Origin of the sequence: Streptomyces sp. NPDC017890 (assembly GCF_044328675.1) — a bacterium.
Taxonomy (GTDB): Bacteria; Actinomycetota; Actinomycetes; order Streptomycetales; family Streptomycetaceae; genus Streptomyces.
On the sequence record NZ_JBIRHU010000002.1, the window covers coordinates 95,754 to 118,194 of the forward strand.

Here is a 22,441-nt window from a genome sequence, read left to right on the forward strand (position 1 = left end):
TCACCGGGGCGCGTCCCGTGGAAGACCTCGTCGCGGAGGTCGAGCCGGACGTCGCCGACAGCGTGCCCGTTCTTGTCGGCCCGCCGAATCGTACCGGCCTCTCGGTCCACCACGAGATGCATGGCGACGCTGCCGTCGACTTCTCCCCGGAAGAGGAAGACGGCGGGTGACAGCTCCCGTACGAGGGTCACCCGTGGAGAGAAAGCCACCGTCCGCCCCCGACGCGCCTACTTCTCGCCACCGCCCCTGCCGCTCTTCCCTCCCCGCCTGTCCTCCGTCTTCACGGCGCCGCTGACCTGCTTGGTGAGTTCGTCGTCGAGCTTCTTGAACTCCCGCACCACGGCGTCCGACATATCGGCGAGCGCGTCGAGCTGCTGGGTGATGTCCTCGCGGCCGTCCTCCCAGTTGGACTCGAAGTCGCCGAGGGCGTCGTTGACGCTGCCGTCGCCGATGTCGTCCTTGTACGACTCGAAGAGCTTCTTGGTGTGGCTCAGCCGTGTCTTGAGCGACCGAAGCCGGCGCCCGTAGTCCTCCATCTCCGTCAGTGGCAGCGCGAAGTCGCTCTTGCCCTTGCCCATGGCCTGACCCCCCCTTGTCAGACGAAACGGAAGGTACTGGTCACAGCGTCGAAGACGTCGTGGAACGCCTCGGCGAGGTCCAGCACCGGGCTGGCTCCGGAGACGAGGACGACCTGGTCGGTGGTTCCAGGGACCGGGATGTACGTCTGCGTCAGCACCATACGAAGGGTACGGCTGTCGCTCTGCGCGACGGGCACGTCCTCGACGCCGTACGTCCGGGCCGCTGTCCCCACGTCCGGGATGTCGACGGTCGTCACCTCGCGCCAGGCGTCGCCCTCGCGGCGGGGGGTGATGGTGCGCAGGCCTTCGGCGATGGCGCGGGGGTCGGTGGAGAGGGCGGCGCCATGGTCGCTCTTGGCCCCGACGATGGACACCGTGACGGTCGCGGACAGGGGTACGGCTTCGAAGTTCTCCGCCATGCACCCCATGTACTGAGCGCCTGACTCGTGTGCGTCGTTGGCCATCTTGCGGAGCATCGTGGTCAGATCGGCCCGGTACGGCGCCAGCTCGGGAAACGTCCGTGAGCGCTCGTCGACGAGTCTGCGAATGGTCGCTTCGCGGCCTTCTGGGCGGATATCGAACTCCCACCACGTATCCGGAACGGAGAGAGAGAACCCGTCTGGCGGACTTGTCTTTGAGGTCATGACTGCTCTTCTGCTGGAACGGTGATGGATCAGGAAAAGAACTTCCGGATGTCAGCCGGTGCCTTACCTTGCTTCCGCCACTGGGAGACGAGGTGTGCCGCCAGCAATTTGAAGTCCCCCACTGTGAGCGAAGTGGATCCGGCCGGGTTCTCGCCCGCGAGCTTGAATTGACCGCCCGGAATCGACAACTGCATGCCGCCCGAGATATTTCCATCCCGATCTGCGAGGTCCACGGTTGCAGACTCCTCGTTCAGGATGAGGAAGGCTTCCGTGGTGCCGTCGACAAACGCCTGGTAGAGGTGTGGAGACGTTCCATCTGACGTCAGCTTCAGTTGGAAAGAGTGAGCCATCGTCATTCTCCTACTCCGACCGGTCGCCCGTGACCGTCACGGGCTGCGGCTGCTTGGTCCCAAGTGTAGCCAGCGTCGATCGTGGCTTTGTGAGCGATGCTGTAGCTCTGATTCCCGGTGTCCCGCATGTGGTTGGACTCGTGTAGCTCGTGCCGCAGGAGATCGATGTCGGCAGGGTGCGGATTGCCGCTCTCGAGTCGCTGCCAAGCCTCTGCGATACGTGGATTGGCGTCGAATCTCGCCGTGTAGGCGTCGCCGTAGCTGTCGAGGAGATGCTCCTCGTGAAAAAGATGGTTCTTGATCTGTTCGACCTCGGATCGGGAGAACCCGTGATCGGCAGCAGTCCTGGCCACGTTGTCGAGGTCGTCGGAACCACGGATTACATCGTATGCTTCGTCCGCCCAGTCGGTGACGAAGTCCACGTCGCCACGTACACGACGTAGGGCTCCTCCCGTTTGCAGGAGGCGCTCGACCTGTACCAGCCGCGTGACTCCATCGCGCATTCCCCGGACTGAGGCCGCCACATTCTTGAGGCCGCCGCCGATCCCGCCCATGAAGCCGGCGCCGAGTGCCTTGAGACCGCCCGCCTTCCAAAGCTTGCCCAGCTTGGCGAGGCTGGTGAAGCCCTTTGTGGCGGGTATGCAGTCCAGGGCCGCCCATAGGAGATCGCCCCACCCGGCCTCGCCCTTGATGACTTTTCTTATCGTGTCCGCCATCACGACGAGTGCCGCCGCGAAGACCAGCCACCCCAGCGGTCCGCCGACGATCATCACGATGATGCCGACGATCGTGACGACCCACTTGCAGATGGTGACGATCTCGTCCCAGTTGTCCGTGACCCAGTCGCCGATCTCCTCCCACCAGTGCCGGTTCGGAATTCCGGCGTCGGAGGCCTCCTGGAGCTTGGTCACCGTGCGGCGGGCGGCCTCCTCGCGCAGGCCCTTGGCCTGACCGGCTAGCTTCTTGGCCGCGTCCAGCGCGGTCTGCGCGCTCTCGACGTTCCGCTCCGCCGCCGCCTGGCGGGCCTTCGCGTGCTGGGCGTCGCGGGTCGCGCGGCGGACGTCGGCCTCGTCCGGCTTGGGGACGTCCTTGCCGCCGTTCTTGGCGGGGTCGTACGAGTCGGTCTTCTCGGTCGCCCTGCGGACCCAGTCGTCGGCGCCGGTCAGCGCGGTCTGGGCGGTGGTCAGTTCCTCACGTGCCTTGCGGCCGTCGCGCAGGGCCTTGTCGGCCTTCTCCTGGGCGTCCTGGAGGTCGGGCCAGAAGGTCGCCAGCGCGTCGCCCGCCAGGCCGTACGACTTCTTCAGCTTCCGGAGCTTCTTCGGGGCGTCCTCGAACTCCTCGGCGAACACGTCCGCCGTCTTGCCCGCCCACGAGAGGATCTCGTCCTCCTTGGCTATCCCCTTGAGGTCGCGGAGGGCATCCGCGACATCGTCGGCGAAGTCGTGCAGGGTGCCGGCGAGTTTGCGTACGCGTTGCGGGTCGCCCGGTGTCGGGTCCTTCTCCAGGTCGAGTACGTGCCAGTCCGTCGGCCTGTGCGACACCGTGTTCTCCCCCTGTGCACGTGCACGTGCGATGCCTACTGCTGGGAACGTGCGTAGGAATTTATCGCACGGGTGGGAAGGGTCAGCAGGATGCCGTCTTGAGGTTCTGGACGAGTGCGGCGAAGGCTTCGACCGGGACGGTCACTGTGCCCCGGGAGGGGGCCTTCGAGTCGCGTATCGCGACGCGGGTGGGAAGCGGGGCGATCTCGACGCAGGTGTTGCCGTCGCCGCCCTCGGAGTAGGAGGACTTTCGCCAGTCGGTGGGTCCGGTCACGCCGCGAGCCTCACAGTTCCTTCGCCAGCTGATGGATGAAGTCCCGCGTCCGGGCGGGGTCGAGTGCAGCCTTCTTCACTTTATGGAACAGGTCCCGGAAGCGACCGAGCTGGGATTCGGCATCGAGGAAGGCAGTGCCGCTGGGGGAGTCGCGAAGTACGGTGTCCAGGCGTGGCAGCGGCCCGCCCACATGCATCATGGCGGCGCTGGCACCGGCGAAATGATCCGTGTCGAACGGGACGACTCGTACCGTGACGTGCTCCCTGTCCGTCTCGTCCAGAATTCTCTGCAGTTGGGTACGAGTTACCTTGCGGTCGCCTACGCGGATGCGTAGCGCTGCTTCGTGAACGACGGTCTCGTACGGGACCGGAGGGACGCGCTCGATGACCGCACGGCGTCTCAGCCGGTGCTCGACACGCGGAGTCAGCTCGCTGTCGGGCAGTTCCGGGACCATGTAGCCGAAGACCGCGCGAGCGTAGTCCGGGGTCTGCAGCAGGCCGGGCACGTGCGTGATCACGACCTCGTGCAGGAACGTCGCGTGGTGTTCCACTTCGGCGACATCGAGGAAGACCGGGGGAAGGACACCCCGGAACTCCTCCCACCAGCCGTGGGTGCGCTCGGTGGCCATCGTGGCCAGGGCGTCGACCAGGGTGTCGTCGGCGCAGGCGTAGTGAGCGGCCAGTCTGCGCACGCGCTCCTCGCTCACTCCGGCGAAGCCGGCCTCGACCTGGCTCATCTGGGCCGAAGTCGAGCTGAGCAGCCCCGCCACCTCACGGGCTTTCAGCCCGGCGGCCTCCCGCAGTCTGCGTAGCTCCGTACCCAGACGCACCTGTCGCGCCGTCGGTCGACTTCTGGGCGCCACGCGACCCCTCCCGCTGCCAACTCGCCCTTCGGCTGTACCGCTTACGGGGTCAGATTAAGGCAACGGCTTGCGTGAGCAAAAATTTTTGCTCTACCGTCGGTGACGCGCGGAACACGTTGCGCTGGCCTCAGTGCCGGAAGTGCACCGCTTTGTCGTGCCTTGACGATGCGGCGATGCCACCGGCCCGCCTCTCCTCTATCTGATCGGAGATCAGTCATGTCCGAAGCCCCGCCGACCGACCCGGCCACCCCCTGGGAATACACCCTCTACATTCCGAACGACCTCCGCGCGGTCACCGTTTCCCGCCGCACCCTCCGCCTGATCCTCACCATGCACGGCCTCATCCGCCTCGTGGACACCGCCGAACTGCTCGCGGCTGAGCTGGTCTCCAACGCCGTGCGCCACACCAAGGGCCCCGCCGCCCTGCGCGTGCGGTGGGCGGCAGGCGTGCTGCGGGTGGGGGCGTGGGACGCGGACCCGGAGCCGCCCGAGCCGCCGGGGAGGTTCGAGTCGCTCGCCGAGGCGGAGGAAGGGCGAGGGCTCGCGCTGGTGCGGGCGTGTGCCGACGTGTGGGGGTGGCAGCCACTGGTCAGGGGCGGGAATCGGGGCAAGTACGTGTGGTGTGACCTCGTCGCGGCGTAGCGCGTTGATCGCTTCGTACAGGAAGGAGAGCTGATGGTCAGCTCGTCGCACGAGGCGCTGCACTGGGTCTTCCAGAAGGACCCCGCGCTGCTGACGCGGGCGTTTCAGAGCGTGCTGCGTGTTCCGTTCCCGGAACCGCGCGACTTCGCGGTCCTGAACACCGACGTCACGGAGATCGAGCCCGTCGAACGGCGGGTGGACACCCTGATGCGGGTGGACACCGACGAAGGCACTTACCTCCTCGTCGTGGAGGCGCAGGGGAAGCAGGACGAGGGCAAGCGCGGCAGCTGGCCCTACTACCTCTCGTACTTGTACGCGAAGTACGGCTGGGAGCCGGTGCTCGTCGTGATCACACAGAACAGCGCGACGGCGCGCTGGGCGGCGCAGCCCATTCGGCGGGGCCTGCCCGGCTGGCACTCGATGACGGTGCGTCCGCTCGTGATCGGCCCGGACAACGTGCCGGTGATCGCGAGTGAGCGGGAGGCCGAGAGGGACATTCCGCTCGCCGTCCTGTCGGCCATGACGCATGGGCGGGGCGCCAAGGCCGCCGCCATACTGGAGCCGTTGGCTTTCGCTCTGCGGACTGTCGATGCCGAGAGTGCGGCGGTGTTCGGACAGCTCATCGAATCGTGCCTGGCGGATTCCCGGGCCAAGGAGATCTGGAGGGACCTGATGTCGGAGATCCGCTACTTCTTCAACAACCCGGTGGCCGAGAAGGTCCGCGAGGAAGGACGGGTGGAGGGACGTGAGGAGGGACGCGTAGAGGACCGGGCCGAGATGACCCTGCGCATCCTGGAATGGCGGGACGTCCCGGTGCCCGACGCGGTGCGGGAGCGCGTGCTTGCCTGCTCGGATCTGAACCAGCTCGAAGTCTGGGCTCAGCGTGCGGTGACCGCGGAGCGGGCCGAGGATCTGTTCAGCGGTTGATGGACTGGATCTCCTGGACCTCCATGTCCTGCGTCGTCTCGAAGGTGCCGTCCGGCAGGTCGCCCGTGGCTCCGCCGTTGCCCTCCCAGGAGATTTCCCAGGGGATCGACGCCTTCAGCTGGTACGGCTCGCCGTTCGAGGCGCGCAGGTAGTGGATGCCGCAGGGCGGGGTCCGGTCGGCCTTGCCCGTCGTGGACGGCGTGCCGGTGGAGCCGTCGGCGTTGATCTCGCAGTCGCCGGAGGCGGGGCAGGTTTTCGCGTCGCCCGGGGGTGCGGCGTTGCGACAGGGAGCGAAGCTGTCAGGGGGCGGTGCAGGGACCTGGCCGGTTTCTGAGGATTGTGTGGGGGCGGTGAAGGGGTGACGGCGTTACGGGGCAAAGTGCCTGAAGCGGGCGGATGTTGCGTGGGCGTCCGTGCGCGGGCCTTCGACGGTGTCGGCGGGAGTCCATAAGATCTCTGTAGGCTCAGCACATCCCTCATACCGGACGCTCCCGCCGCTTCCGTCCCACACGGCCCACGACCCAGGACACCGCCCATGCCGCGACGCCGCACCTCAAGCTCCGCAAGCTCGACGGCTGCTTCGGCGGCACCGAGGAACCGGACGCCTCAGCCGGTGCGGGTGCGGCGGCGGTCGTTCGGGGACTTCGTCAAGGCGTTCCTCGCCTTCGTTGTCCTGGCCGGACTGGTCGTCGGGGTGCCTCTCGCGCTGGCGATGACGGCCGGGTGGCCGTTCCCCGACGGTGCGCCCGGCCTCGACTGGCTGCAGCGCGAGATCACCGTCAACACCTTCCTGAGCATCCTGACCGTCATCGTCTGGTTCGCGTGGGCGCAGTTCACCGCCTGCGTGCTCGTCGAGGTCAAGGCCGCGCTGTCCGGCGTCGGGGTGCCGGGGCGGGTGCCGGGGTCCGGGCCCAGTCAGCTGCTGGCGCGGCAGCTCGTCGCCGCCCTGCTGCTCGTCGGCGCCACCGCGGCGAGCCTCACGCCGGGGCTGTCGCAGCTCGGGCAGGGCATGGAGGGCAATCAGAAGCCGTCCGTCGCCGCCGCCCAGCAGACGCCGGGGCTCTTCGCCCAGCATCAGGAGCAGGCCGCCGGTACCGCGAACGCCCTCGCCGAGCAGGCCGGGCAGGCCGCGGCCCGCGCCGACGGTGCCTCGGCCGCGCACGGCGACACGAAGTACTACCGGATCCAGCCACCGGAGGGGCGCCACCACGACTCCCTCTGGGAGATCGCAGACCGGCACCTCGGTGACGGGCGCCGGTACCACGAGATCTTCGAGCTCAACAAGGACCGGGTGCAGCCGGACGGGTCCAAGCTGTCCGAGGCCAGCCTCATCCGGCCCGGGTGGATCATGGAGATGCCCGGTGACGCCCGCGGCGGCGAGCTCGTCGAGATGCCCGACGAGGCGCCGAACGTCTCCGAGCAGGTGCGGCAGCAGATCCACGACTACGCGCAGACCGGGGACCACGCGCAGGGGAGCGGTGGAGCCGCGGGCGGGAGCGACGCCCAGGTCTCCCTCCCCGAGCAGCGGCCCGGGCCCGCCCCCGCGTCGCCCGCGAACCCGGCCCCCGCGCCCGCACCCAGCGCCGGGCAGGAGCACGCCGCCCCCGCGGAGGCCGGGCACTCCTTCGGGCTTCCCGAGGCACTCCTCGCCGCGCCCCTCCTCGCCGCCGGTCTCCTCGGCGCCCTCGGCCGCCGGCGCCGGCAGGCGTTGTGGCAGTCGGCGCTCGGCGGCGTCGGCGGACGGCGTGGCATGGAGCCGCCCACGCCCACCGGCGACGCCCAGGACGTGAGCGACGCGCTGCTCGTCGGCGCCGACCCCGAGGGCGTACGCCTGCTCGACCGGTCGCTGCGCGGGCTGGCCGCCGCCCTCACCGCCGAGTCCCGCGCGCTGCCCGTCGTCTACGCGGCCTGGATGAGCGGCAACGGCGACCTGCACCTGCAGCTCGCCCAGCCGTCCGGGAAGCCGCCCACGCCCTGGCAGTCCGGGCAGGACGAGACCTTCTGGGTGCTCGCCCGCGCCGACGCCGAGCGGTACGAGGACGCCGACACGGCCGCGCCGTACCCCGGTCTCGTCAGCCTCGGCACGATGGACGACTCCCGGCTGCTGCTCAACCTGGAGGCGGTGCCCGGTCTCGTCTCGCTGAGCGGCGCGGAGGCCGACCGGGCGGCCGTGTTCGCGTCGGTCGCCGCCGAACTGGCCACCAACGGCTGGTCGGACCGTATGACCATCACCCTGGTCGGGTTCGGGGACGACCTCACGCCCCTCGCGCCCAACCGGATCCGCCACCTCGACGGGTTCGAGGACCTCTTCGAGACCATGTCCGCCGAGACCCGGCAGCGGCGCGGAGCGCTCGGCGCGGCGGGACACGACTCGGTCCTCACCGGCCGCACCGGGCCCGCCCAGCACACCCGTTGGGCACCGCACCTCGTGCTGCTCGCCGCCGAGCCGTCCGACGAGGACGCCCTCCGGCTCGCCGAACTCGCCGCCGACGCCGGCCGGCTCGGCATCGGCTACCTCGTCGGCACCGGGGGCACCGGCCTGACCGGCGCCGCCTGGGAGATGGAGATCACCGGCGAGGGCCGGCTGCTCGCCCCGCTCCTCGGGCTGGAGCTGGACGCCCAGTTGCTGCCGGCCGCCCAGCGGCGGGCCGTCGTGGAGCTGTTCACCGACGCCGACCCCGAGCACGGGCCGGGCGGGCCCGGCGGGCCGGCCAACACCCCGCCGTTCCTCGTCGACATCAGCGAGCAGGGGCGGCCCGCCGTGTACGCCCGCCTCGTCGGGCCGTACGAGATCATCGGCCTCGACGCACCCGACGGCGACCGCAGTGCCCAGCTCCACGAGGCGCTCGCGCTGCTCCTGCTGCACCGCGAGGGCGTCCACCCGCGCGTCCTGTCCTCCGCGCTGTGGCCGCGCGGCGTCACGGCGGACGTGCGTGACGCCCTGCTCGAACGCCTGCGGGCCTGGCTGGGCACCGACCCCGACGGCACACCGAGGCTCGCCACCGACGCCACCGGGCGGCTCACCCTCGCCAAGACCGTCGTCTCAGACCTCGACGTGCTGCGCTCCCTCTACTACGAGGCCACGCAGGGCCGGGGCACCGGCAGCCGCCAGGTACGCGGGCGGCTGCTCACCGACGCGCTGGTGCTGGTGCGGGGCCCCCTGCTCGCCGACCGGCCCGAGGGCCGCTACCGCTGGCTCACCCACGAGATCATCGACGCCCAGCTCCCGCTGCTCGTCGCGGACACCGGGCTGGCGCTCAGCGAGTTCCACCTGGAGAAGAACCGCGCGGAGAAGGCCATCGAGGCACTGAACGCGGCGCTGCGCACCGCCCCCGACGACGAGCGCCTGTGGCACGAACTGCTGCGCGCCACGCACGCCACCGACGACACCGGCCGGCTGCACAGCCTCGCCGCCGACCTCATCGGCCGCAGCGGAGCGCGCGGCCTGCCGCCGCGTACCGAGGCGCTGCTCGACGAGCTGCTGCCGGCCTGGCGCGACGGCGTCGCGGCAGCGGGCTGAGCAGAGCCGCCGGTTGATCCTCGATCACCTCGACGTCATCGTCATCGTCGTCGCCGCGGGGTGGGGCGCGGTGACGGGAGCGCTGCTACCGCGGGCCGCTTACCGCTTCTCCGCCCCCTCGGGAGAGGCCTGGCGCGAGCGATGCCCCGGCGCGCACCCCGTCCGGGGCTGGCTCGGGCGGGCACGGTGCGGGCAGTGCGCGGCCGACGCGGTCGCGAGCGGACAGCGGGGCGGGTCGGTCGCGGACGGGCCGGTCGCGGATGGGCCGGCGGCGGATGGGCCTGTCACGGACGGGCCGGCGGCGGATGGGCCGGTCGCGCACGGGCAGCCGGGTGGGCCGGTCGCGGGTGGGCAATCGGGCAGGTCGGCCGGGTCGGCCGGGTACGGCCCCCGTGCCGCCCCCCTCGCCGCCGTCACCGCTCTCGTCTGCGCCGCCCTCGCCGCCGCCACCGGCACCCGGCCCGAGCTGGCCGTCTGGCTGCTGCTCGCGCCGGCCGGCGTGCTGCTGGCCGCCGTGGACCTGCGGGTACGGCGCCTGCCCGACCCCCTCACGCTGCCGCTCGCCGGCGCCGCGCTCGTCCTCCTCGGTCTCACCGCGCTCGTGCCCGAGCACGCCGGGGAGTGGACCACCGCCCTGCTGGGCGCCCTCGCCCTCGGCGCCGGCTATCTCGTGCTGTTCCTCATCAATCCGGCCGGCATGGGCTTCGGCGACGTCAAGCTCGCGCTGGGCGCCGGCGCGATCCTCGGCTGGTACGGCTGGCCGACGGTGATGCTGGGCACCTTCGCCGGGTTCCTGCTCGGCGCGCTCTACGGCGGCGCCCTCGTCGTCGCCCGCCGGGCGGGGCGCAAAACGGCCATCCCGTTCGGGCCGTTCCTGATCGCGGGCGCGTTCCTCGGCGTCCTCGCGGGGGCCTACGCGGCCTGAGGATCACCCCGGATCACCCCGTGAAAGCTCTGGCGTAGGCTGGTCGCGTCCGTCCACAACCCTTACGAACTCTGCGAAAGGGACGCCGGTGACCGAGAAGGCCGACCTTCAGCCCATCCTCGACCGCGCCGCCGCCGGTGGGCGGATCACCCCCGAAGAGGCGCTCGTCCTCTACCGCGACGCCCCGCTGCACGCGCTGGGCGCCGCCGCCGACGCCGTACGCAGGCGCAGGTACGCCGGTACCGAGCACATCGCCACGTACATCATCGAGCGCAACATCAACTACACGAACGTGTGCGTCACCGCGTGCAAGTTCTGCGCCTTCTACGCGGCCCCCAAGGACACCAAGAAGGGCTGGACCCGCGACCTCGACGACATCCTGCGCCGCTGCGCGGAGACCGTCGAGCTGGGCGGCACGCAGATCATGTTCCAGGGCGGCCACCACCCGGACTTCGGCGTGGAGTACTACGAGAAGCACTTCGCGGCCATCAAGGCGGAGTTCCCGCAGCTCGTCATCCACAGCCTGGGGGCGAGCGAGGTCGAGCACATGGCGCGGATCTCGAAGGTCTCCGTGGAGGAGGCGATCCAGCGCATCCACACGGCCGGGCTCGACTCCTTCGCCGGCGCCGGCGCGGAGCTGCTCCCGGAGCGTCCGCGCAAGGCCATCGCGCCGCTGAAGGAGTCCGGCGAGCGCTGGCTGGAGATCATGGAGATCGCGCACGGCCTGGGCGTGGAGTCGACCTCCACCATGCTCATGGGCACCGGCGAGACCAACGCCGAGCGCATCGAGCACCTGCGCATGATCCGGGACGTGCAGGACCGCACCGGCGGCTTCCGCGCCTTCATCCCGTACACCTACCAGCCCGAGAACAACCACCTGAAGGGCCGCACGCAGGCCACTCTCTTCGAGTACCTGCGGATGATCGCCATCGCCCGGCTGTTCATGGACAACGTCGCCCACATCCAGGGCTCCTGGCTGACGACGGGCAAGGAGGTCGGCCAGCTCTCCCTGCACTACGGCGCCGACGACCTCGGCTCGATCATGCTGGAGGAGAACGTGGTGTCGTCGGCCGGTGCCAAGCACCGCTCCAACCGGCTGGAGATCATCGACCTGATCCGCAAGGCGGGGCGCGTACCGGCGCAGCGCGCCACGACGTACGAGCACCTCGTCGTGCACGACGACCCGGCGAACGACCCCGTCGACGAGCGCGTCGTCTCCCACATCTCGTCGACGGCCATCGAGGGCGGCACCGCGCATCCCGAGCTGAAGCTGCTCGCCTCCAACTGAGGCCGTCGTGCTGACGATCCACACCTGCGAAGCCTCGCCCGAGACGGCCGTCGTGGTCGACGGCGCGCATCTCGCCGCCGTCGGCCCGTACGAGGCACTGGCCGCCGACCACCCGCGGGCGCGGGTGCGCCGGTGGCCCGGCATCCTGACGCCCGGCCTGCTCAACCCGTACGGCCCGGAACTGCTGGAGCGGACCTACCACCCCGACCCGCGCGAAGCGGACCGGCTGGGCACCGAGCCGGTCTTCGGGGAGCGCGGGCTCGCCCTCCTCGGTGCGAACGCGTCCGCGCGGGGCGCCAGCGCGCGCCGAGGGGTACAGCGCATGCTGGCGCACGGCACGGTCGCCGTCGCCGGAGAGCTGCGGAGCCGCGCGGCCCTGGACGCGGTGCGCGGAGCGGGGCTCGCCGTGGCGGCGCGTCCGGCCGCCCTGCCCGGGCCCGCGTCCTTCTCGCCGGTGCCGCTGGTGCTGCTTCCCGCGCTCGCTCCCGGGAAGCCCGCCCGGTTCGCGGTGTTCGACGTACCCGACCGGACGGCGCTCGTGCGGGACGGCGCGTCCACGTGCGTGGCCACCGTCGTGGGCGGCCGTCTGGTGTACCGGGGACGCTGAGCGCGCGGCCCCACGGGGCCTACGCGCGGAACGTCCGACGGGCTTACGCGCCGAACACCGTTCCGAACGCCCCGTCCTCCTGCTCCACGCCACTGCACGTGGTGAGCGCGTCGGTGGCCGACGCGTCCTCGGCGCACCGCTTGTCCCGGAAGGCGGCCCACATCGAGACCCACGCGATGCCCTTCTCCTCGGCGAACGCGCGCACCTCCGCCGCGTCGGCGAGGGTGAAGGTCTCGCCGGCGACGTCGTTGACGCCGAGCATCGAGGTGAGCGCCATGCCCCGCCAGGCGTCCGCGTCCGAGGTGCCGAAGATCTCACGGAGCTGTGTGTGCGCGGCCTGGGCCGAGGTGAGGGCGTACTCGCCCATGTCGCCGTCGTAGGACTCCCCGTAGTTCATGGTCATGAGGTTGACCGTGGAGACCCGCACGCTGTGGTCGTTGGCGGACGCGAGCAGTGTCAGGGAGTCGGAGTCCAGGCCCGAGGGCATCACCGGGAGGGTGAAGGAGACCTCCAGTCCGTCGCGTTCCTCCTGGAGCAGCGCGATCGCCTCCGAGCGCAGGGCGACGGAGTCCGTGTCGGTCAGGTCGTCGCCCTCTATGTCGAAGTCCGCCCGCGTGGCACCGGCCGCGTCCAGGGCCGCGCCGTACGCGTCCGCCAGGTCCGAGGCGCTGTCGCAGGCCGCCGCCAGTTCCGTCCCGGAGGCGCCGCCGAAGGAGACGCGGACGTCGGCGCCCAACTCCGTCAGCTTCGCGACGCGTGAGGCGACGGAGGTGTCGTCGATGTCCTGGGCCCCGTTCCAGCGCGGGACGCAGTCGTTGCCGGAGGAGATGACGAACGCCAGGTTGTACGTTGCCGGGGAGCCGTTGGAGTCGGTCGCGGAGGCCGTGGTGGCGTTGACGTAGGGGGCGTAGGCGGTGACCGGCGCGGACGACTCGGACGGTGCCGTGGTGGCCTTGTCCTCCGCGGCGCCCGTGCCGCCCGCGCCGTCGTCCTGCCCGGCGCAGCCCGCGGTGGCCAGGGCGAGCAGCAGGGCGCACCCGGCCGCCGCCTTCCGGTAAGCCCTCATGTGCAGCACGCTCCTGTTCTCGCGTTCTCGTCGTCGGACGAGTGAACCTCTCACGCGTTGCTGGGGCTTTCCTGAGGAAAGGGCGCGGTTTCCCGCCGTCTCACAGGGTGCGGACAGACTGCGCCGCTCTTCACCGGGATCTCACAACGAGGTCAGAGTCGGCGCCAGGCAAAGCTCCCTAACGTCCGGGGAATGCAATCCGAGCCTGCCATCGCATCCCGCGCCGCCACGCGCGGTCGCCGTCGCAAACGCGGCAACGGGTCCGCGGAAGGGCCCGTGTTCGTCGACGCCTCGGGACGCCGGGCCCGGCTGCTGCGCCGGCTGGGACTCCTCGTCGGAGCGGTCTGCGTCGGCTACGCGGCCGTCCTGGGCCTGGCCTTCATGGGCATCGGCACCTCGGTGTCCCCGTCCTCGCTGCTGCCCTTCGGCGGCGGACAGGACGGCGGCCCGGGTCCCGGCGGCGGTGCGGGCCCGCAGGGCGGCCTCATGCCGACGGGCACGCCGCCCACCGGCGCGGCCACGCGGCCCTCGGGCGCACCCACCGGCGCGGCCACCGCACCCTCCGCCACCGCCACCGCCACCGCCACCTCCACCTCCACCACCTCCGCCACCGCCACCTCCGACTGACCGGAACGTCCCCACCCCATGACGACGCCCTCACCCACGCCCCCCGCCCCGCCTTCCCCGTCCTCCCGCGGCCGCCGCCGTGCCCCCTCCCGCATCGAGCGGGCCGCCGGCCGGGCCACGGCGCTCCAGCGGCCACGGGTCCTGCTCGCCCTGCTGCTCCTGCTCGCGCTGACCAGCGTGATGCTCCTCGACGGCTACCTGCGCGCGGAGGTCGGCGGCGACCACCGCGTACGCACCGGCGCCGCCGCGAGCGACGTTCCCGAAGAAGTCCTCGAGGGCGGGCCGATCCTCACCTTCCGCGGCGGACAGGCCACCACGGCCTCCGTCCCGGACAAGACGATCGTCCTGACCTTCGACGACGGCCCGGACCCCACCTGGACGCCGAAGGTGCTGGAGATCCTGGAGGAGTACGACGTGCCCGGCACGTTCTTCCTGGTCGGGTCGATGATCGCGCGCTACCCGGACGTCGTGCGGGACCTGGTCGAGCAGGGCAACGAGGTGGGCGTCCACACCTTCACCCACGTCGATCTCTCCTACCAGAGCGAAGCGCGCGTCACCCGTGAGATCGAGCAGACCCAGCTCGCCCTCGCGGGTGCGGCCGGCATCACCAGCACGCTGTTCCGGGCGCCGTACTCCTCCGAGACGGACGCCATCGACAACTACAGCTGGCCCGTCTACGAGCAGCTCGGCGAGGACGGCTACACCAGCGTCTTCATCGACACCGACAGCGACGACTGGAAACAGCCCGGCGTCTCGAAGATCGTCGACTGGGCGACGCCCGAGGGCGACGAGGGTGCCTCCGTCCTCTTCCACGACTCCGGCGGCGAGCGGTCGCAGACGATCGAGGCGCTGCCCCAGTACATCGAGAAGATGAAGGCGAAGGGCTACACCTTCACCACCATCAGCGGCGTCATGGCCGACCAGCAGCCCGCCGGCGGACCCGCCGACGCCCGGGCCGGTACCGAAGACCCTCTCCAGGCCGCCCACCACAAGGCCACCGGCACGACCCTCTACGAGGGCAAGGCGCTCATCGCGGCCGTCGCCGTCGCCGAGTGGACGGTGCCGGCGCTGTCCGTCGGCCTCATGGTCGTGGGCGTCGCCGTCATGGGCCGTTTCGGGATGATGCTGATCCTCGCCCGCCGCCACCACGGACAGCGCGACAGACGCCGCTTCAGCTGGGGGCCACCCGTCACCGGGCCGGTGAGCGTGATCGTCCCGGCGTACAACGAGAAGGAGTGCATAGCCGCCACCCTCCGGTCGCTGGCCCGCAGCACCCACCCGATCGAGATCATCGTCGTGGACGACGGTTCGACGGACGGTACGGCCGAGATCGCCGAGTCACTGGGACTGCCCGGCGTCCGCGTCGTCCGGCAGGCCAACGCGGGCAAGCCCGCCGCCCTCAACAACGGTGTCCGGCACGCCCGGTACGACATCGTCGTGATGATGGACGGCGACACCGTCTTCGAACCGGACACCGTGCGGCACCTGGTGCAGCCCTTCGCCGACCCCGGCGTCGGCGCGGTCGCGGGCAACGCCAAGGTCGGCAACCGGCGCACTCTCATCGGCGCCTGGCAGCACATCGAGTACGTGATGGGCTTCAACCTCGACCGGCGCATGTACGACCTGCTGCGCTGCATGCCGACCATCCCCGGCGCGATCGGCGCGTTCCGCCGCGAGGCGGTCCTGGAGGCCGGCGGCATGAGCGACGACACGCTCGCCGAGGACACCGACATCACCATCGCCCTGCACCGGGCCGGATGGCGGGTGGTGTACGAGGAGCACGCCCGGGCCTGGACGGAGGCGCCGGGCTCGCTGGGACAGCTCTGGTCCCAGCGCTACCGCTGGTCCTACGGCACCATGCAGGCGCTGTGGAAGCACCGCCGCTCCCTGACGGACAAGGGGCCCTCGGGCCGCTTCGGGCGGGTCGGCATGCCGCTGGTCGTGCTCTTCCAGGTGGTCACGCCGGTCTTCGCCCCGCTCATCGACGTGTTCACCGTCTACTCGATGGTCTTCGTCGACTTCCGGTCGGCGCTGCTCGCGTGGCTGGCGGTGCTCGGCATCCAGCTGGTGTGCGCTGCCTACGCCTTCCGGCTCGACCGGGAGAAGTACCGGTACCTGCTGATGATGCCGCTCCAGCAGCTGGCGTACCGGCAGATGATGTACCTCGTCCTCATCCACTCCTGCGTCACCGCCCTCACCGGCGGCCGGCTGCGCTGGCAGAAACTGAAGCGGACGGGCGAGGTGGGGACGCCGACGGGGACCACGGGGACCGGGTGACGGGCGCCCACCGGAAGGGCGCGGTGCGCCGCGCCCCCGCGGCGCACCCCGGGAGCGCGGTGGGCGCGGCGCCGGAGCGCGACCGGTACTTCGACACCCTCCGCGCGCTCGCCCTGGTCCGCGTCGTCGCGTACCACGCCTTCTGCTGGCCCTGGGCCGGGCTGGTCTTCCCCTCCATGGGAGTCATGTTCGGCCTGGCCGGCACCCTGATGGCCAAGTCGCTCGGGCGCCCCGCCCCGGCGGTGATCCGGAGCCGGCTGCGCCGCCTGCTCCCGCCGTTCTGGTGCTGGGGCGCCGTCGTGGTGGGCGCGATGCTGGTGCGCGGCTGGATGCCGGGGTGGCAGATCGTCTTCTGGGTCGTGCCGCTCGGCGATCCGCCCGGCAGCGCCTGGGGCGAGCAGGTCTGGGAGATCCTCTGGTACCTGCGCACCTACCTGTGGTTCGTGCTGCTCTCGCCGCTGCTGCTCCGGGTGTTCCGGCTCGCTCCGGTGCCGGTACTGCTGCTGTCCCTCGCCCCGGTCGTGGTCCTCCGGTTCGTCTGGCAGCCGCCGGAGAACCGTTTCGGGGCCGGACTGCTCGACCTGGCGACGTACCTCTTCTGCTGGCTCCTGGGCTTCGCCCACCGCGACGGCGTGCTGCGGCGCCTGAAGCCCGCCGGGGTCCTCGCCCTGTCGGTCGCCGCGCTCGCCTACGGCGGCTGGTACGCGTTCGCGCACCGGGCGGAGTACGGCACGTACGACCTCGACGACATCCCGCTCGCCCAGGCCTTCTGGTCGGCCGGGTTCGTGACGCTGCTGATGTACGCCAAGGAGCGGCTCGGCATCGGCTTCACGAGGCTCGCCAGGTTCCGGCGCCCGGACAGGCTGGTGACCGTCCTCAACGCCCGCGCGGTGACGGTCTACCTCTGGCACGAGCTCGCCCTCGTCCTGGCCGTGCCGCTGATCGACCGGCTCTGGGAGGTGCCGGCGTTCGAGGCCTACCTGCCGCTGGACAGCCAGTGGTTCCTGCTGGGGGTGGGGTGGGCCCTGATCGCGGTGTTCGTGCTTCTGTTCGGGTGGGTGGAGGATGTCGCCGCGCGGAAGAGGCCGCGCCTGCTGCCGTGAGCCCGTGCTGCAACAATGGGCCGGTGACCCGCGCTTCCCTGAACAAGCAGCCGCACGAAGTCGCCTCGATGTTCGACCACGTCGCGGAACGGTACGACCTGACGAACGCCGTGCTGTCGCTCGGCCAGGACCGGGCATGGCGCAAGGAGGTCGCCAGAGCCGTCGACGCCCGCCCCGCGCAGAAGATCCTGGACCTCGCGGCCGGCACCGCGACCTCCTCCCTGCCCTTCGCCCGCACCGGTGCCTACGTCGTCCCCTGCGACTTCTCCCTCGGCATGCTCCAGGTCGGCAAGGGGCGGCACCCGTGGCTGCCGTTCACCGCGGGCGACGGGACGCGGCTGCCGTTCAAGGACGACGTCTTCGACGCCGTCACCATCTCCTTCGGGCTGCGCAACGTGCAGGACACGGACGCGGCGCTGCGCGAGCTGTACCGGGTGACGAGGCCCGGCGGCAGGGTCGTCATCTGCGAGTTCTCGCACCCGACCTGGACGCCGTTCCGGACCGTCTACACCGAGTACCTGATGCGCGCCCTGCCGCCGGTGGCCCGCGCGGTGTCGTCCAACCCCGACGCGTACGTCTACCTCGCCGAGTCCATCCGTGCCTGGCCCGACCAGCCGGCGCTCGCACAGCGACTGGGCAAGGCGGGCTGGTCCAAGGTGGCGTACCGGAACCTGACGGGCGGCGTGGTGGCGCTGCACCGGGGGTTCAAGGAGAGCGGGCTCGAGGCGAGCTGAGGCGGCTCAGGGCGAGCTGAGGGGATTCGGGGCGAGCTGAGGGGATTCAGGGCGAGCCGGGGAAACGCCACCCCCAGCGGTACCCGGCAGGGCAGCCCCGCCGCGTACCGCCCGGAAGTACCGAGTGGCCTACTGTGACAGTCGATCACTGTTCGTCGTGGTCCGTGGTCAGGGGGAGTCGGTAGCAGTGTCCCTGCCGCTGGGAGGCCGGCGTGGTGAAGACCTCGGCGAGTCGCATGCCCAGCCGCCCCGTGACCGCGATGGACCGTGCGTTGCGGGCGTCGACCATCGCGACCACCTCCGCCACACCCGCCGCCCGCACCCGCGTCAGCGTCTGCCGGGCCGCCGCCGTGACGTACCCCTTGCCCCAGTGCTCCCGCCCGAGGCGCCAGCCGATCTCGATCTCGCCCTTGGGGCCCCAGTCCTGCGGCCACGGCTGGGCGCCGGTGAAGCCCATGACCCGGCCGTCCTCGTCCACCATGGACCACAGGCAGAAGCCGTGCTCGGCGTCGTGCCGGCGCTGGCGGGCGGTGAGTTCCTCGTAGACGGACAGCTCCGCGGACCTCCCGCCGTGGAACTCCATGACGTCCGGGTCGTCGAAGACCCGGTGCCAGGCGACGGCGTCCTCGTCGGTGGGGACGCGCAACCGTACAGCGGGGAGAGGTCGCTTCACTGGGCAGCCCTTCAGCCGGGTGATCGATGTCGCTGAATAGACTGCCCATGTCCAGTGCCCGTCGGCACGCAGATTTCGAACTCTGGGGAGATCCCGCCGTGACCGAGCCCCTCTCCGACAACACCGCCGATGTGATCGTCGTGGGCGCGGGGCCAGCCGGCTCCACCACCGCCTACCACCTGGCCAAGGCAGGGCTCGACGTCCTGCTGCTGGAGAAGACCGCCTTCCCCCGGGAGAAGGTCTGCGGTGACGGCCTCACCCCGCGCGCGGTGAAGCAGCTCGTCGCCATGGGAATCGACATCTCCGAGGAGGCCGGCTGGCTGCGCAACAAGGGCCTGCGCATCATCGGCGGCGGCTCCCGACTCCAGCTGGACTGGCCGGATCTGGCCTCCTTCCCCGACTACGGACTGGTCCGCAAGCGGGACGACTTCGACGAGCAGCTCGCCCGGCAGGCCCAGAAGGCGGGCGCCCGCCTGTACGAGCGCTGCAACGTCGGCGCCCCCGTCGTCGACGACCGCACCGGCCGCATCACCGGCGTGCACGCCAAGCTGGGGGAGGAGAAACGCGAGGTCACCTTCCACGCGCCGCTGGTCGTGGCCGCCGACGGCAACTCCACGCGGCTGTCCCTGGCGATGGGCCTGCACCGCCGCGAGGACCGCCCGATGGGCGTCGCGGTCCGCACGTACTTCACCTCGCCCCGCCACGACGACGACTACCTGGAGTCCTGGCTGGAGCTGTGGGACCGCCGCGGCGCCCAGGACCGGCTCCTGCCGGGCTACGGCTGGATCTTCGGCATGGGCGACGGCACCTCGAACGTCGGCCTGGGCGTGCTGAACACCTCCGCCTCCTTCAAGGAACTCGACTGGCGCGAGATCCTCAAGGCGTGGTGTGCCTCCATGCCGGAGGACTGGGGCTACACCCCGGACAACATGACCGGCCCGATCCGCGGTGCCGCCCTGCCCATGGCCTTCAACCGCCAGCCCCACTACACCAAGGGCCTGCTCCTCGTCGGCGACGCCGGCGGCCTGGTGAACCCCTTCAACGGCGAGGGCATCGCCTACGCCATGGAGTCCGGCCAGATCGCCGCCGACGTCATCGTCCAGGCGCACGCGCGGGCCACGCCGGCGCAGCGCGAGATCGCCCTGCAGCGCTACCCGCGCGTCCTGAAGGACACCTACGGCGGCTACTACACGCTGGGCCGCGCCTTCGTGAAGCTCATCGGCAACCCGAAGGTCATGCAGATCGCGACCCAGCGCGGCCTCACCCACCCCATCCTGATGAAGTTCACCCTCAAGATGCTCGCCAACCTGACGGACCCGACGGGCGGCGACGCGATGGACCGCATCATCAACGGACTGAGCAAGGTCGCGCCGAAGGCCTGACCGGCCTTCGGTCAGTCGAGAGCCGCGGCGTTGGCGGCCCGGCGCGCGAGGACCTCGTCCCGCCGGTCCGCCGACTGCCGCAGCGCCGCCTTCCGCTCCCGTCCGGAGAGCCGGTCCAGGCAGACGTGCCCGTTCACGTGGTCGGTCTCGTGGGCGAGGCAGCGCGCGAACCAGCCGGTGCCTTCGACGAGGAGCGGGCCGCCGTCCCGGTCGAGGCCTCGTACGACGGCCCGGTCGGGCCGCGGTAGGGCCATGACGGCGCCCGGCACCGACAGGCACCCCTCACCCTCGTCGAGCAGCCGCCGGGCGGCCGGGTCGAGGGGCTCCAGCACCGGAGCGTGTCAGGAGAGGCCGAAGGACCGCTGCCCCTGAGCGGCTGCGGTCCTTCGTGCGGATGTGTCCGCGTTGTGCGAGTGCGTACGCGCGTGGACTACAGCACGCGCACCGCGCCGCTCGGCGGGTCGTACGACAGCGACGCCTTGACGACGCCGGTGGACGAGTTCTGCGCGCCGACGAACATGCCGTCACCGACGTACACGCCCACGTGGTACGCGCTGCCCGCGCCGCCCCAGTACAGGATGTCGCCCGGCTGGAGGTTGTCCAGCCCGACCTGGGTGCCGGCGGTGGACTGGGACTGGGAGACGCGCGGCAGGTCGATGTTGACCTGCTTGAAGGCGGCCTGCACCAGGCCGGAGCAGTCCCAGGAGTTGGGACCGGTGCCGCCGGAGACGTAGGCGTCGCCGACCTGGGACTGCACGAAGGAGACGACGGCGGCGGCCGAACCGGTGGCCGAGGACGAGCTGCTGCCGACGCTGCTGCCCGAGCCGTCGGAGGACCCGGTGCCCACGGAGGCGCTCAGGGTGGCACGCTCGGCGGTGCGCGAGGCACGCTCGGCGGCCGCCCTGCGCGCGGCATCCGCGGCCTTCTTCTTCTGCGCGGCCTTCTTCTTGGCCTCGGCGAGGTCCGCCTTGGCCTCCTTGGCGGCCTTCGCGGCGGCCGCGTCACGCTCGGCCTGCAGCTCGTAGCTCGCGGCCGCCTGTTGCGTGACGTCCGCGGACTGGGCGACCTGAGCGGCCAGGTCGGCCGTCAGGGTGGGCAGCTCGAGGGTCTGCGTCACCGGTTCGGCCGCGTTGGCCGAACCCGACGCCCCGGCCACTGCCAGGGTGCTGAGGACGCCACCGGCAACTCCGGCCCGCATCGCGATGGTCGACGCGCTGCGGCGGGGCTTCCGGTGGCTGCGTATGTGAGCGGTGTGGGACATAGGGACAACCGGTATCAGGAGCTCCTCCATACCTTCAAGAAACGTGTGCTGCGCCACAGTTGTTCAACCGGGCTCCGAATCCCGGGCGTGTCGCTCCTTATTGACGCCCTAGCGGACATTGCGGGCGGCCCGTAACCGGCCTGTGATCACGGACTTTGATCGTTACGCCCGAATTGCCCCGCGCTTACCACTTGTTGGGACCGTTGGCCAAGCCCGGTTCTCAGGCGGCTCTCATGGATGTGGCGCACGTCACGGAACGGTTACCTCGTCGGCCGCGTCCGTGGCGCGGGACCGGACCCCCGGCGCTCGTGAACGCGTGCACGTGTCCACACCGTGCCCGTCGGCTCCCTCCGATGTGTGAACGCGTCCTCTATCAAGGGATCCCGTCCAGCACCAATTTGCATGCAAGGGAAGCATCTTGATATTGAGACGCCCCCTGCTCGCGCCCTCTGGCCAGCAGTGACGATCGAAAATGTCACGTCTGGTGATCAGGTGAACGCTTCTTGTGTGAAGATCACCGCTCATCCGACTTCATGATCCTTCGTCAGGTGGTGGAGATCACAAAGCTTGTGCAATACCCCGTGTCGCAGATCACAGAGCGGCGGGCATAGGATGCGAGGCAGTTGGGCTTGTGACCTGCTTCACATGTTCGCGATCTTCGCCGGGACGAGCGGGGCTCGTGGGGTTGCTGGGGCGGTGGTGAGTCTGATGCGACCTCCCCCAGGTCTCGGCTCCGCGTGACCAGGGGGGACCCCATGCAGTCAATGCCGACTGAGAGGAGCGAGGAGCGGTGAACGCGTATGCGCCCATCCTCGTACTGGGAGCCCTCGGGGCAGGCTTTGCGATCTTCTCCGTGGTCATGGCCACGCTGATCGGTCCGAAGCGGTACAACCGGGCGAAGCTCGAGGCCTACGAGTGCGGCATCGAGCCGACCCCCACGCCGGCCGGCGGCGGGCGCTTCCCCATCAAGTACTACCTGACGGCGATGCTCTTCATCATCTTCGATATCGAGATCGTCTTCCTCTACCCCTGGGCCGTCAGCTTCGACGCCCTGGGGATTTTCGGGCTCGTGGAGATGCTGCTCTTCGTGCTCACCGTCTTCGTCGCGTACGCGTACGTATGGCGGCGCGGCGGCCTGGAATGGGACTGAGGGGCCTTTG

At 70.7% G+C, this 22,441-nt stretch carries 22 protein-coding genes and 2 pseudogenes; 13 read left to right on the forward strand and 11 right to left on the reverse strand.

The features are described 5' to 3' along the window. Positions 1-17: 17 nt before the first annotated feature. On the forward strand, positions 18-170 hold the full coding sequence (locus ACH4F2_RS03320; protein WP_398130988.1) for a hypothetical protein: 153 nt from the start codon (positions 18-20) through the stop codon (positions 168-170). A gap of 57 nt (positions 171-227) precedes the next feature. On the opposite strand, the gene ACH4F2_RS03325 is transcribed toward ACH4F2_RS03320, so the two are convergent. The 6 genes from ACH4F2_RS03325 to ACH4F2_RS03350 form a co-directional block, all read right to left on the reverse strand. Next, positions 228-578 (reverse strand): hypothetical protein, encoded by a 351-nt coding sequence (locus ACH4F2_RS03325; protein WP_398130989.1) that lies wholly within the window; start codon positions 576-578, stop codon positions 228-230. 17 nt (positions 579-595) lie between these two features. Next, a complete protein-coding gene (locus tag ACH4F2_RS03330; RefSeq protein ID WP_398130990.1) occupies positions 596-1,222 on the reverse strand; it encodes a hypothetical protein in 627 nt (208 codons plus the stop codon). Positions 1,223-1,251: 29 nt separating this feature from the next. Beyond that, the gene (locus ACH4F2_RS03335) at positions 1,252-1,572 is read right to left on the reverse strand and encodes a hypothetical protein (protein ID WP_398130991.1); all 321 of its coding nucleotides are present in this window, start codon (positions 1,570-1,572) and stop codon (positions 1,252-1,254) included. Positions 1,573-1,574: 2 nt separating this feature from the next. After that, positions 1,575-3,113, reverse strand: coding sequence for a putative T7SS-secreted protein (locus ACH4F2_RS03340; RefSeq protein ID WP_398130992.1), 1,539 nt, complete (start codon positions 3,111-3,113; stop codon positions 1,575-1,577). A gap of 82 nt (positions 3,114-3,195) precedes the next feature. After that, entirely contained in the window at positions 3,196-3,387 is a 192-nt protein-coding gene (locus ACH4F2_RS03345) for a DUF397 domain-containing protein (RefSeq protein ID WP_398130993.1), read from the reverse strand. A 10-nt stretch (positions 3,388-3,397) separates the two neighbouring features. Continuing rightward, positions 3,398-4,249, reverse strand: a complete 852-nt coding sequence (locus ACH4F2_RS03350) for a helix-turn-helix domain-containing protein (protein WP_398130994.1) — start codon at positions 4,247-4,249, stop codon at positions 3,398-3,400. Between the two features lie 216 nt (positions 4,250-4,465). On the opposite strand from ACH4F2_RS03350, the gene ACH4F2_RS03355 reads away from it, so the two are divergent. Continuing rightward, on the forward strand, positions 4,466-4,891 hold the full coding sequence (locus ACH4F2_RS03355; RefSeq protein WP_398130995.1) for an ATP-binding protein: 426 nt from the start codon (positions 4,466-4,468) through the stop codon (positions 4,889-4,891). Positions 4,892-4,924: 33 nt separating this feature from the next. After that, the gene (locus ACH4F2_RS03360; RefSeq protein WP_398130996.1) at positions 4,925-5,818 is read left to right on the forward strand and encodes a hypothetical protein; all 894 of its coding nucleotides are present in this window, start codon (positions 4,925-4,927) and stop codon (positions 5,816-5,818) included. On the opposite strand, the pseudogene ACH4F2_RS03365 reads toward ACH4F2_RS03360, so the two are convergent. Beyond that, positions 5,808-6,080: pseudogene (locus ACH4F2_RS03365) on the reverse strand (hypothetical protein); the annotation flags it as partial. The gene ACH4F2_RS03360 and the pseudogene ACH4F2_RS03365 sit on opposite strands and share 11 nt — an antisense overlap. A gap of 273 nt (positions 6,081-6,353) precedes the next feature. Here ACH4F2_RS03365 and ACH4F2_RS03370 point away from each other — a divergent pair. The 4 genes from ACH4F2_RS03370 (at position 6,354) to ACH4F2_RS03385 (ending at position 12,158) form a co-directional block, all read left to right on the forward strand. After that, complete coding sequence (locus ACH4F2_RS03370) at positions 6,354-9,338, forward strand: BTAD domain-containing putative transcriptional regulator (RefSeq protein WP_398130997.1); 2,985 nt, start codon at positions 6,354-6,356, stop codon at positions 9,336-9,338. A gap of 16 nt (positions 9,339-9,354) precedes the next feature. After that, positions 9,355-10,263: a prepilin peptidase gene (locus ACH4F2_RS03375; protein WP_398131262.1), complete on the forward strand. Its 909-nt coding sequence runs from the start codon at positions 9,355-9,357 to the stop codon at positions 10,261-10,263. An 88-nt stretch (positions 10,264-10,351) separates the two neighbouring features. Next, the gene (gene mqnC / locus ACH4F2_RS03380) at positions 10,352-11,551 is read left to right on the forward strand and encodes a cyclic dehypoxanthinyl futalosine synthase (protein WP_398130998.1); all 1,200 of its coding nucleotides are present in this window, start codon (positions 10,352-10,354) and stop codon (positions 11,549-11,551) included. 7 nt (positions 11,552-11,558) lie between these two features. Further along, entirely contained in the window at positions 11,559-12,158 is a 600-nt protein-coding gene (locus tag ACH4F2_RS03385; RefSeq protein WP_398130999.1) for a hypothetical protein, read from the forward strand. Positions 12,159-12,201: 43 nt separating this feature from the next. Here the strand turns inward: ACH4F2_RS03385 and ACH4F2_RS03390 are convergent, their stop codons facing one another. After that, entirely contained in the window at positions 12,202-13,224 is a 1,023-nt protein-coding gene (locus ACH4F2_RS03390) for a chitinase (RefSeq protein ID WP_398131000.1), read from the reverse strand. A 192-nt stretch (positions 13,225-13,416) separates the two neighbouring features. Between ACH4F2_RS03390 and ACH4F2_RS03395 the strand changes: the two genes are divergently transcribed. From ACH4F2_RS03395 to ACH4F2_RS03410, 4 genes are read left to right on the forward strand one after another with little or no spacing between them, the layout of a single operon-like run. Continuing rightward, positions 13,417-13,851, forward strand: a complete 435-nt coding sequence (locus ACH4F2_RS03395; RefSeq protein ID WP_398131001.1) for a hypothetical protein — start codon at positions 13,417-13,419, stop codon at positions 13,849-13,851. Between the two features lie 18 nt (positions 13,852-13,869). Continuing rightward, positions 13,870-16,128, forward strand: coding sequence for a bifunctional polysaccharide deacetylase/glycosyltransferase family 2 protein (locus tag ACH4F2_RS03400; RefSeq protein WP_398131002.1), 2,259 nt, complete (start codon positions 13,870-13,872; stop codon positions 16,126-16,128). Further along, a complete protein-coding gene (locus tag ACH4F2_RS03405) occupies positions 16,125-17,231 on the forward strand; it encodes an acyltransferase (protein WP_398131003.1) in 1,107 nt (368 codons plus the stop codon). Before ACH4F2_RS03400 ends, ACH4F2_RS03405 begins: the two co-directional genes overlap by 4 nt. Before the next feature lie 23 nt (positions 17,232-17,254). Beyond that, positions 17,255-17,965, forward strand: a complete 711-nt coding sequence (locus tag ACH4F2_RS03410) for a demethylmenaquinone methyltransferase (RefSeq protein ID WP_398131004.1) — start codon at positions 17,255-17,257, stop codon at positions 17,963-17,965. Between the two features lie 145 nt (positions 17,966-18,110). On the opposite strand, the gene ACH4F2_RS03415 is transcribed toward ACH4F2_RS03410, so the two are convergent. Next, the gene (locus ACH4F2_RS03415; RefSeq protein ID WP_398131005.1) at positions 18,111-18,638 is read right to left on the reverse strand and encodes a GNAT family N-acetyltransferase; all 528 of its coding nucleotides are present in this window, start codon (positions 18,636-18,638) and stop codon (positions 18,111-18,113) included. 47 nt (positions 18,639-18,685) lie between these two features. Here ACH4F2_RS03415 and ACH4F2_RS03420 point away from each other — a divergent pair, with 47 nt between their 5' ends. Next, positions 18,686-20,020, forward strand: a complete 1,335-nt coding sequence (locus ACH4F2_RS03420; RefSeq protein WP_398131006.1) for a geranylgeranyl reductase family protein — start codon at positions 18,686-18,688, stop codon at positions 20,018-20,020. Positions 20,021-20,031: 11 nt separating this feature from the next. Here the strand turns inward: ACH4F2_RS03420 and ACH4F2_RS03425 are convergent. Both ACH4F2_RS03425 and ACH4F2_RS03430 read right to left on the reverse strand, forming a co-directional pair. Beyond that, a pseudogene (locus ACH4F2_RS03425) lies at positions 20,032-20,355 on the reverse strand (peptide deformylase); the annotation flags it as partial. Positions 20,356-20,450: 95 nt separating this feature from the next. Further along, positions 20,451-21,281: a C40 family peptidase gene (locus tag ACH4F2_RS03430; protein WP_398131007.1), complete on the reverse strand. Its 831-nt coding sequence runs from the start codon at positions 21,279-21,281 to the stop codon at positions 20,451-20,453. 790 nt (positions 21,282-22,071) lie between these two features. Between ACH4F2_RS03430 and ACH4F2_RS03435 the strand changes: the two genes are divergently transcribed. After that, entirely contained in the window at positions 22,072-22,431 is a 360-nt protein-coding gene (locus ACH4F2_RS03435; protein WP_019755222.1) for an NADH-quinone oxidoreductase subunit A, read from the forward strand. Positions 22,432-22,441 lie beyond the last annotated feature (10 nt).

Coding starts and splice junctions, on each gene's coding strand:
- ACH4F2_RS03360 (WP_398130996.1), top strand. CDS start 4,925: ATGGTCAGCTCGTCGCACGAGGCGCTGCACTGGGTCTTCCAGAAGGAC.
- ACH4F2_RS03370 (WP_398130997.1), top strand. CDS start 6,354: ATGCCGCGACGCCGCACCTCAAGCTCCGCAAGCTCGACGGCTGCTTCG.
- ACH4F2_RS03430 (WP_398131007.1), bottom strand. CDS start 21,281: ATGTCCCACACCGCTCACATACGCAGCCACCGGAAGCCCCGCCGCAGC.
- ACH4F2_RS03390 (WP_398131000.1), bottom strand. CDS start 13,224: ATGAGGGCTTACCGGAAGGCGGCGGCCGGGTGCGCCCTGCTGCTCGCC.
- ACH4F2_RS03395 (WP_398131001.1), top strand. CDS start 13,417: ATGCAATCCGAGCCTGCCATCGCATCCCGCGCCGCCACGCGCGGTCGC.
- ACH4F2_RS03400 (WP_398131002.1), top strand. CDS start 13,870: ATGACGACGCCCTCACCCACGCCCCCCGCCCCGCCTTCCCCGTCCTCC.
- ACH4F2_RS03325 (WP_398130989.1), bottom strand. CDS start 578: ATGGGCAAGGGCAAGAGCGACTTCGCGCTGCCACTGACGGAGATGGAG.
- ACH4F2_RS03335 (WP_398130991.1), bottom strand. CDS start 1,572: ATGGCTCACTCTTTCCAACTGAAGCTGACGTCAGATGGAACGTCTCCA.
- ACH4F2_RS03330 (WP_398130990.1), bottom strand. CDS start 1,222: ATGACCTCAAAGACAAGTCCGCCAGACGGGTTCTCTCTCTCCGTTCCG.
- ACH4F2_RS03420 (WP_398131006.1), top strand. CDS start 18,686: ATGTCCAGTGCCCGTCGGCACGCAGATTTCGAACTCTGGGGAGATCCC.
- ACH4F2_RS03355 (WP_398130995.1), top strand. CDS start 4,466: ATGTCCGAAGCCCCGCCGACCGACCCGGCCACCCCCTGGGAATACACC.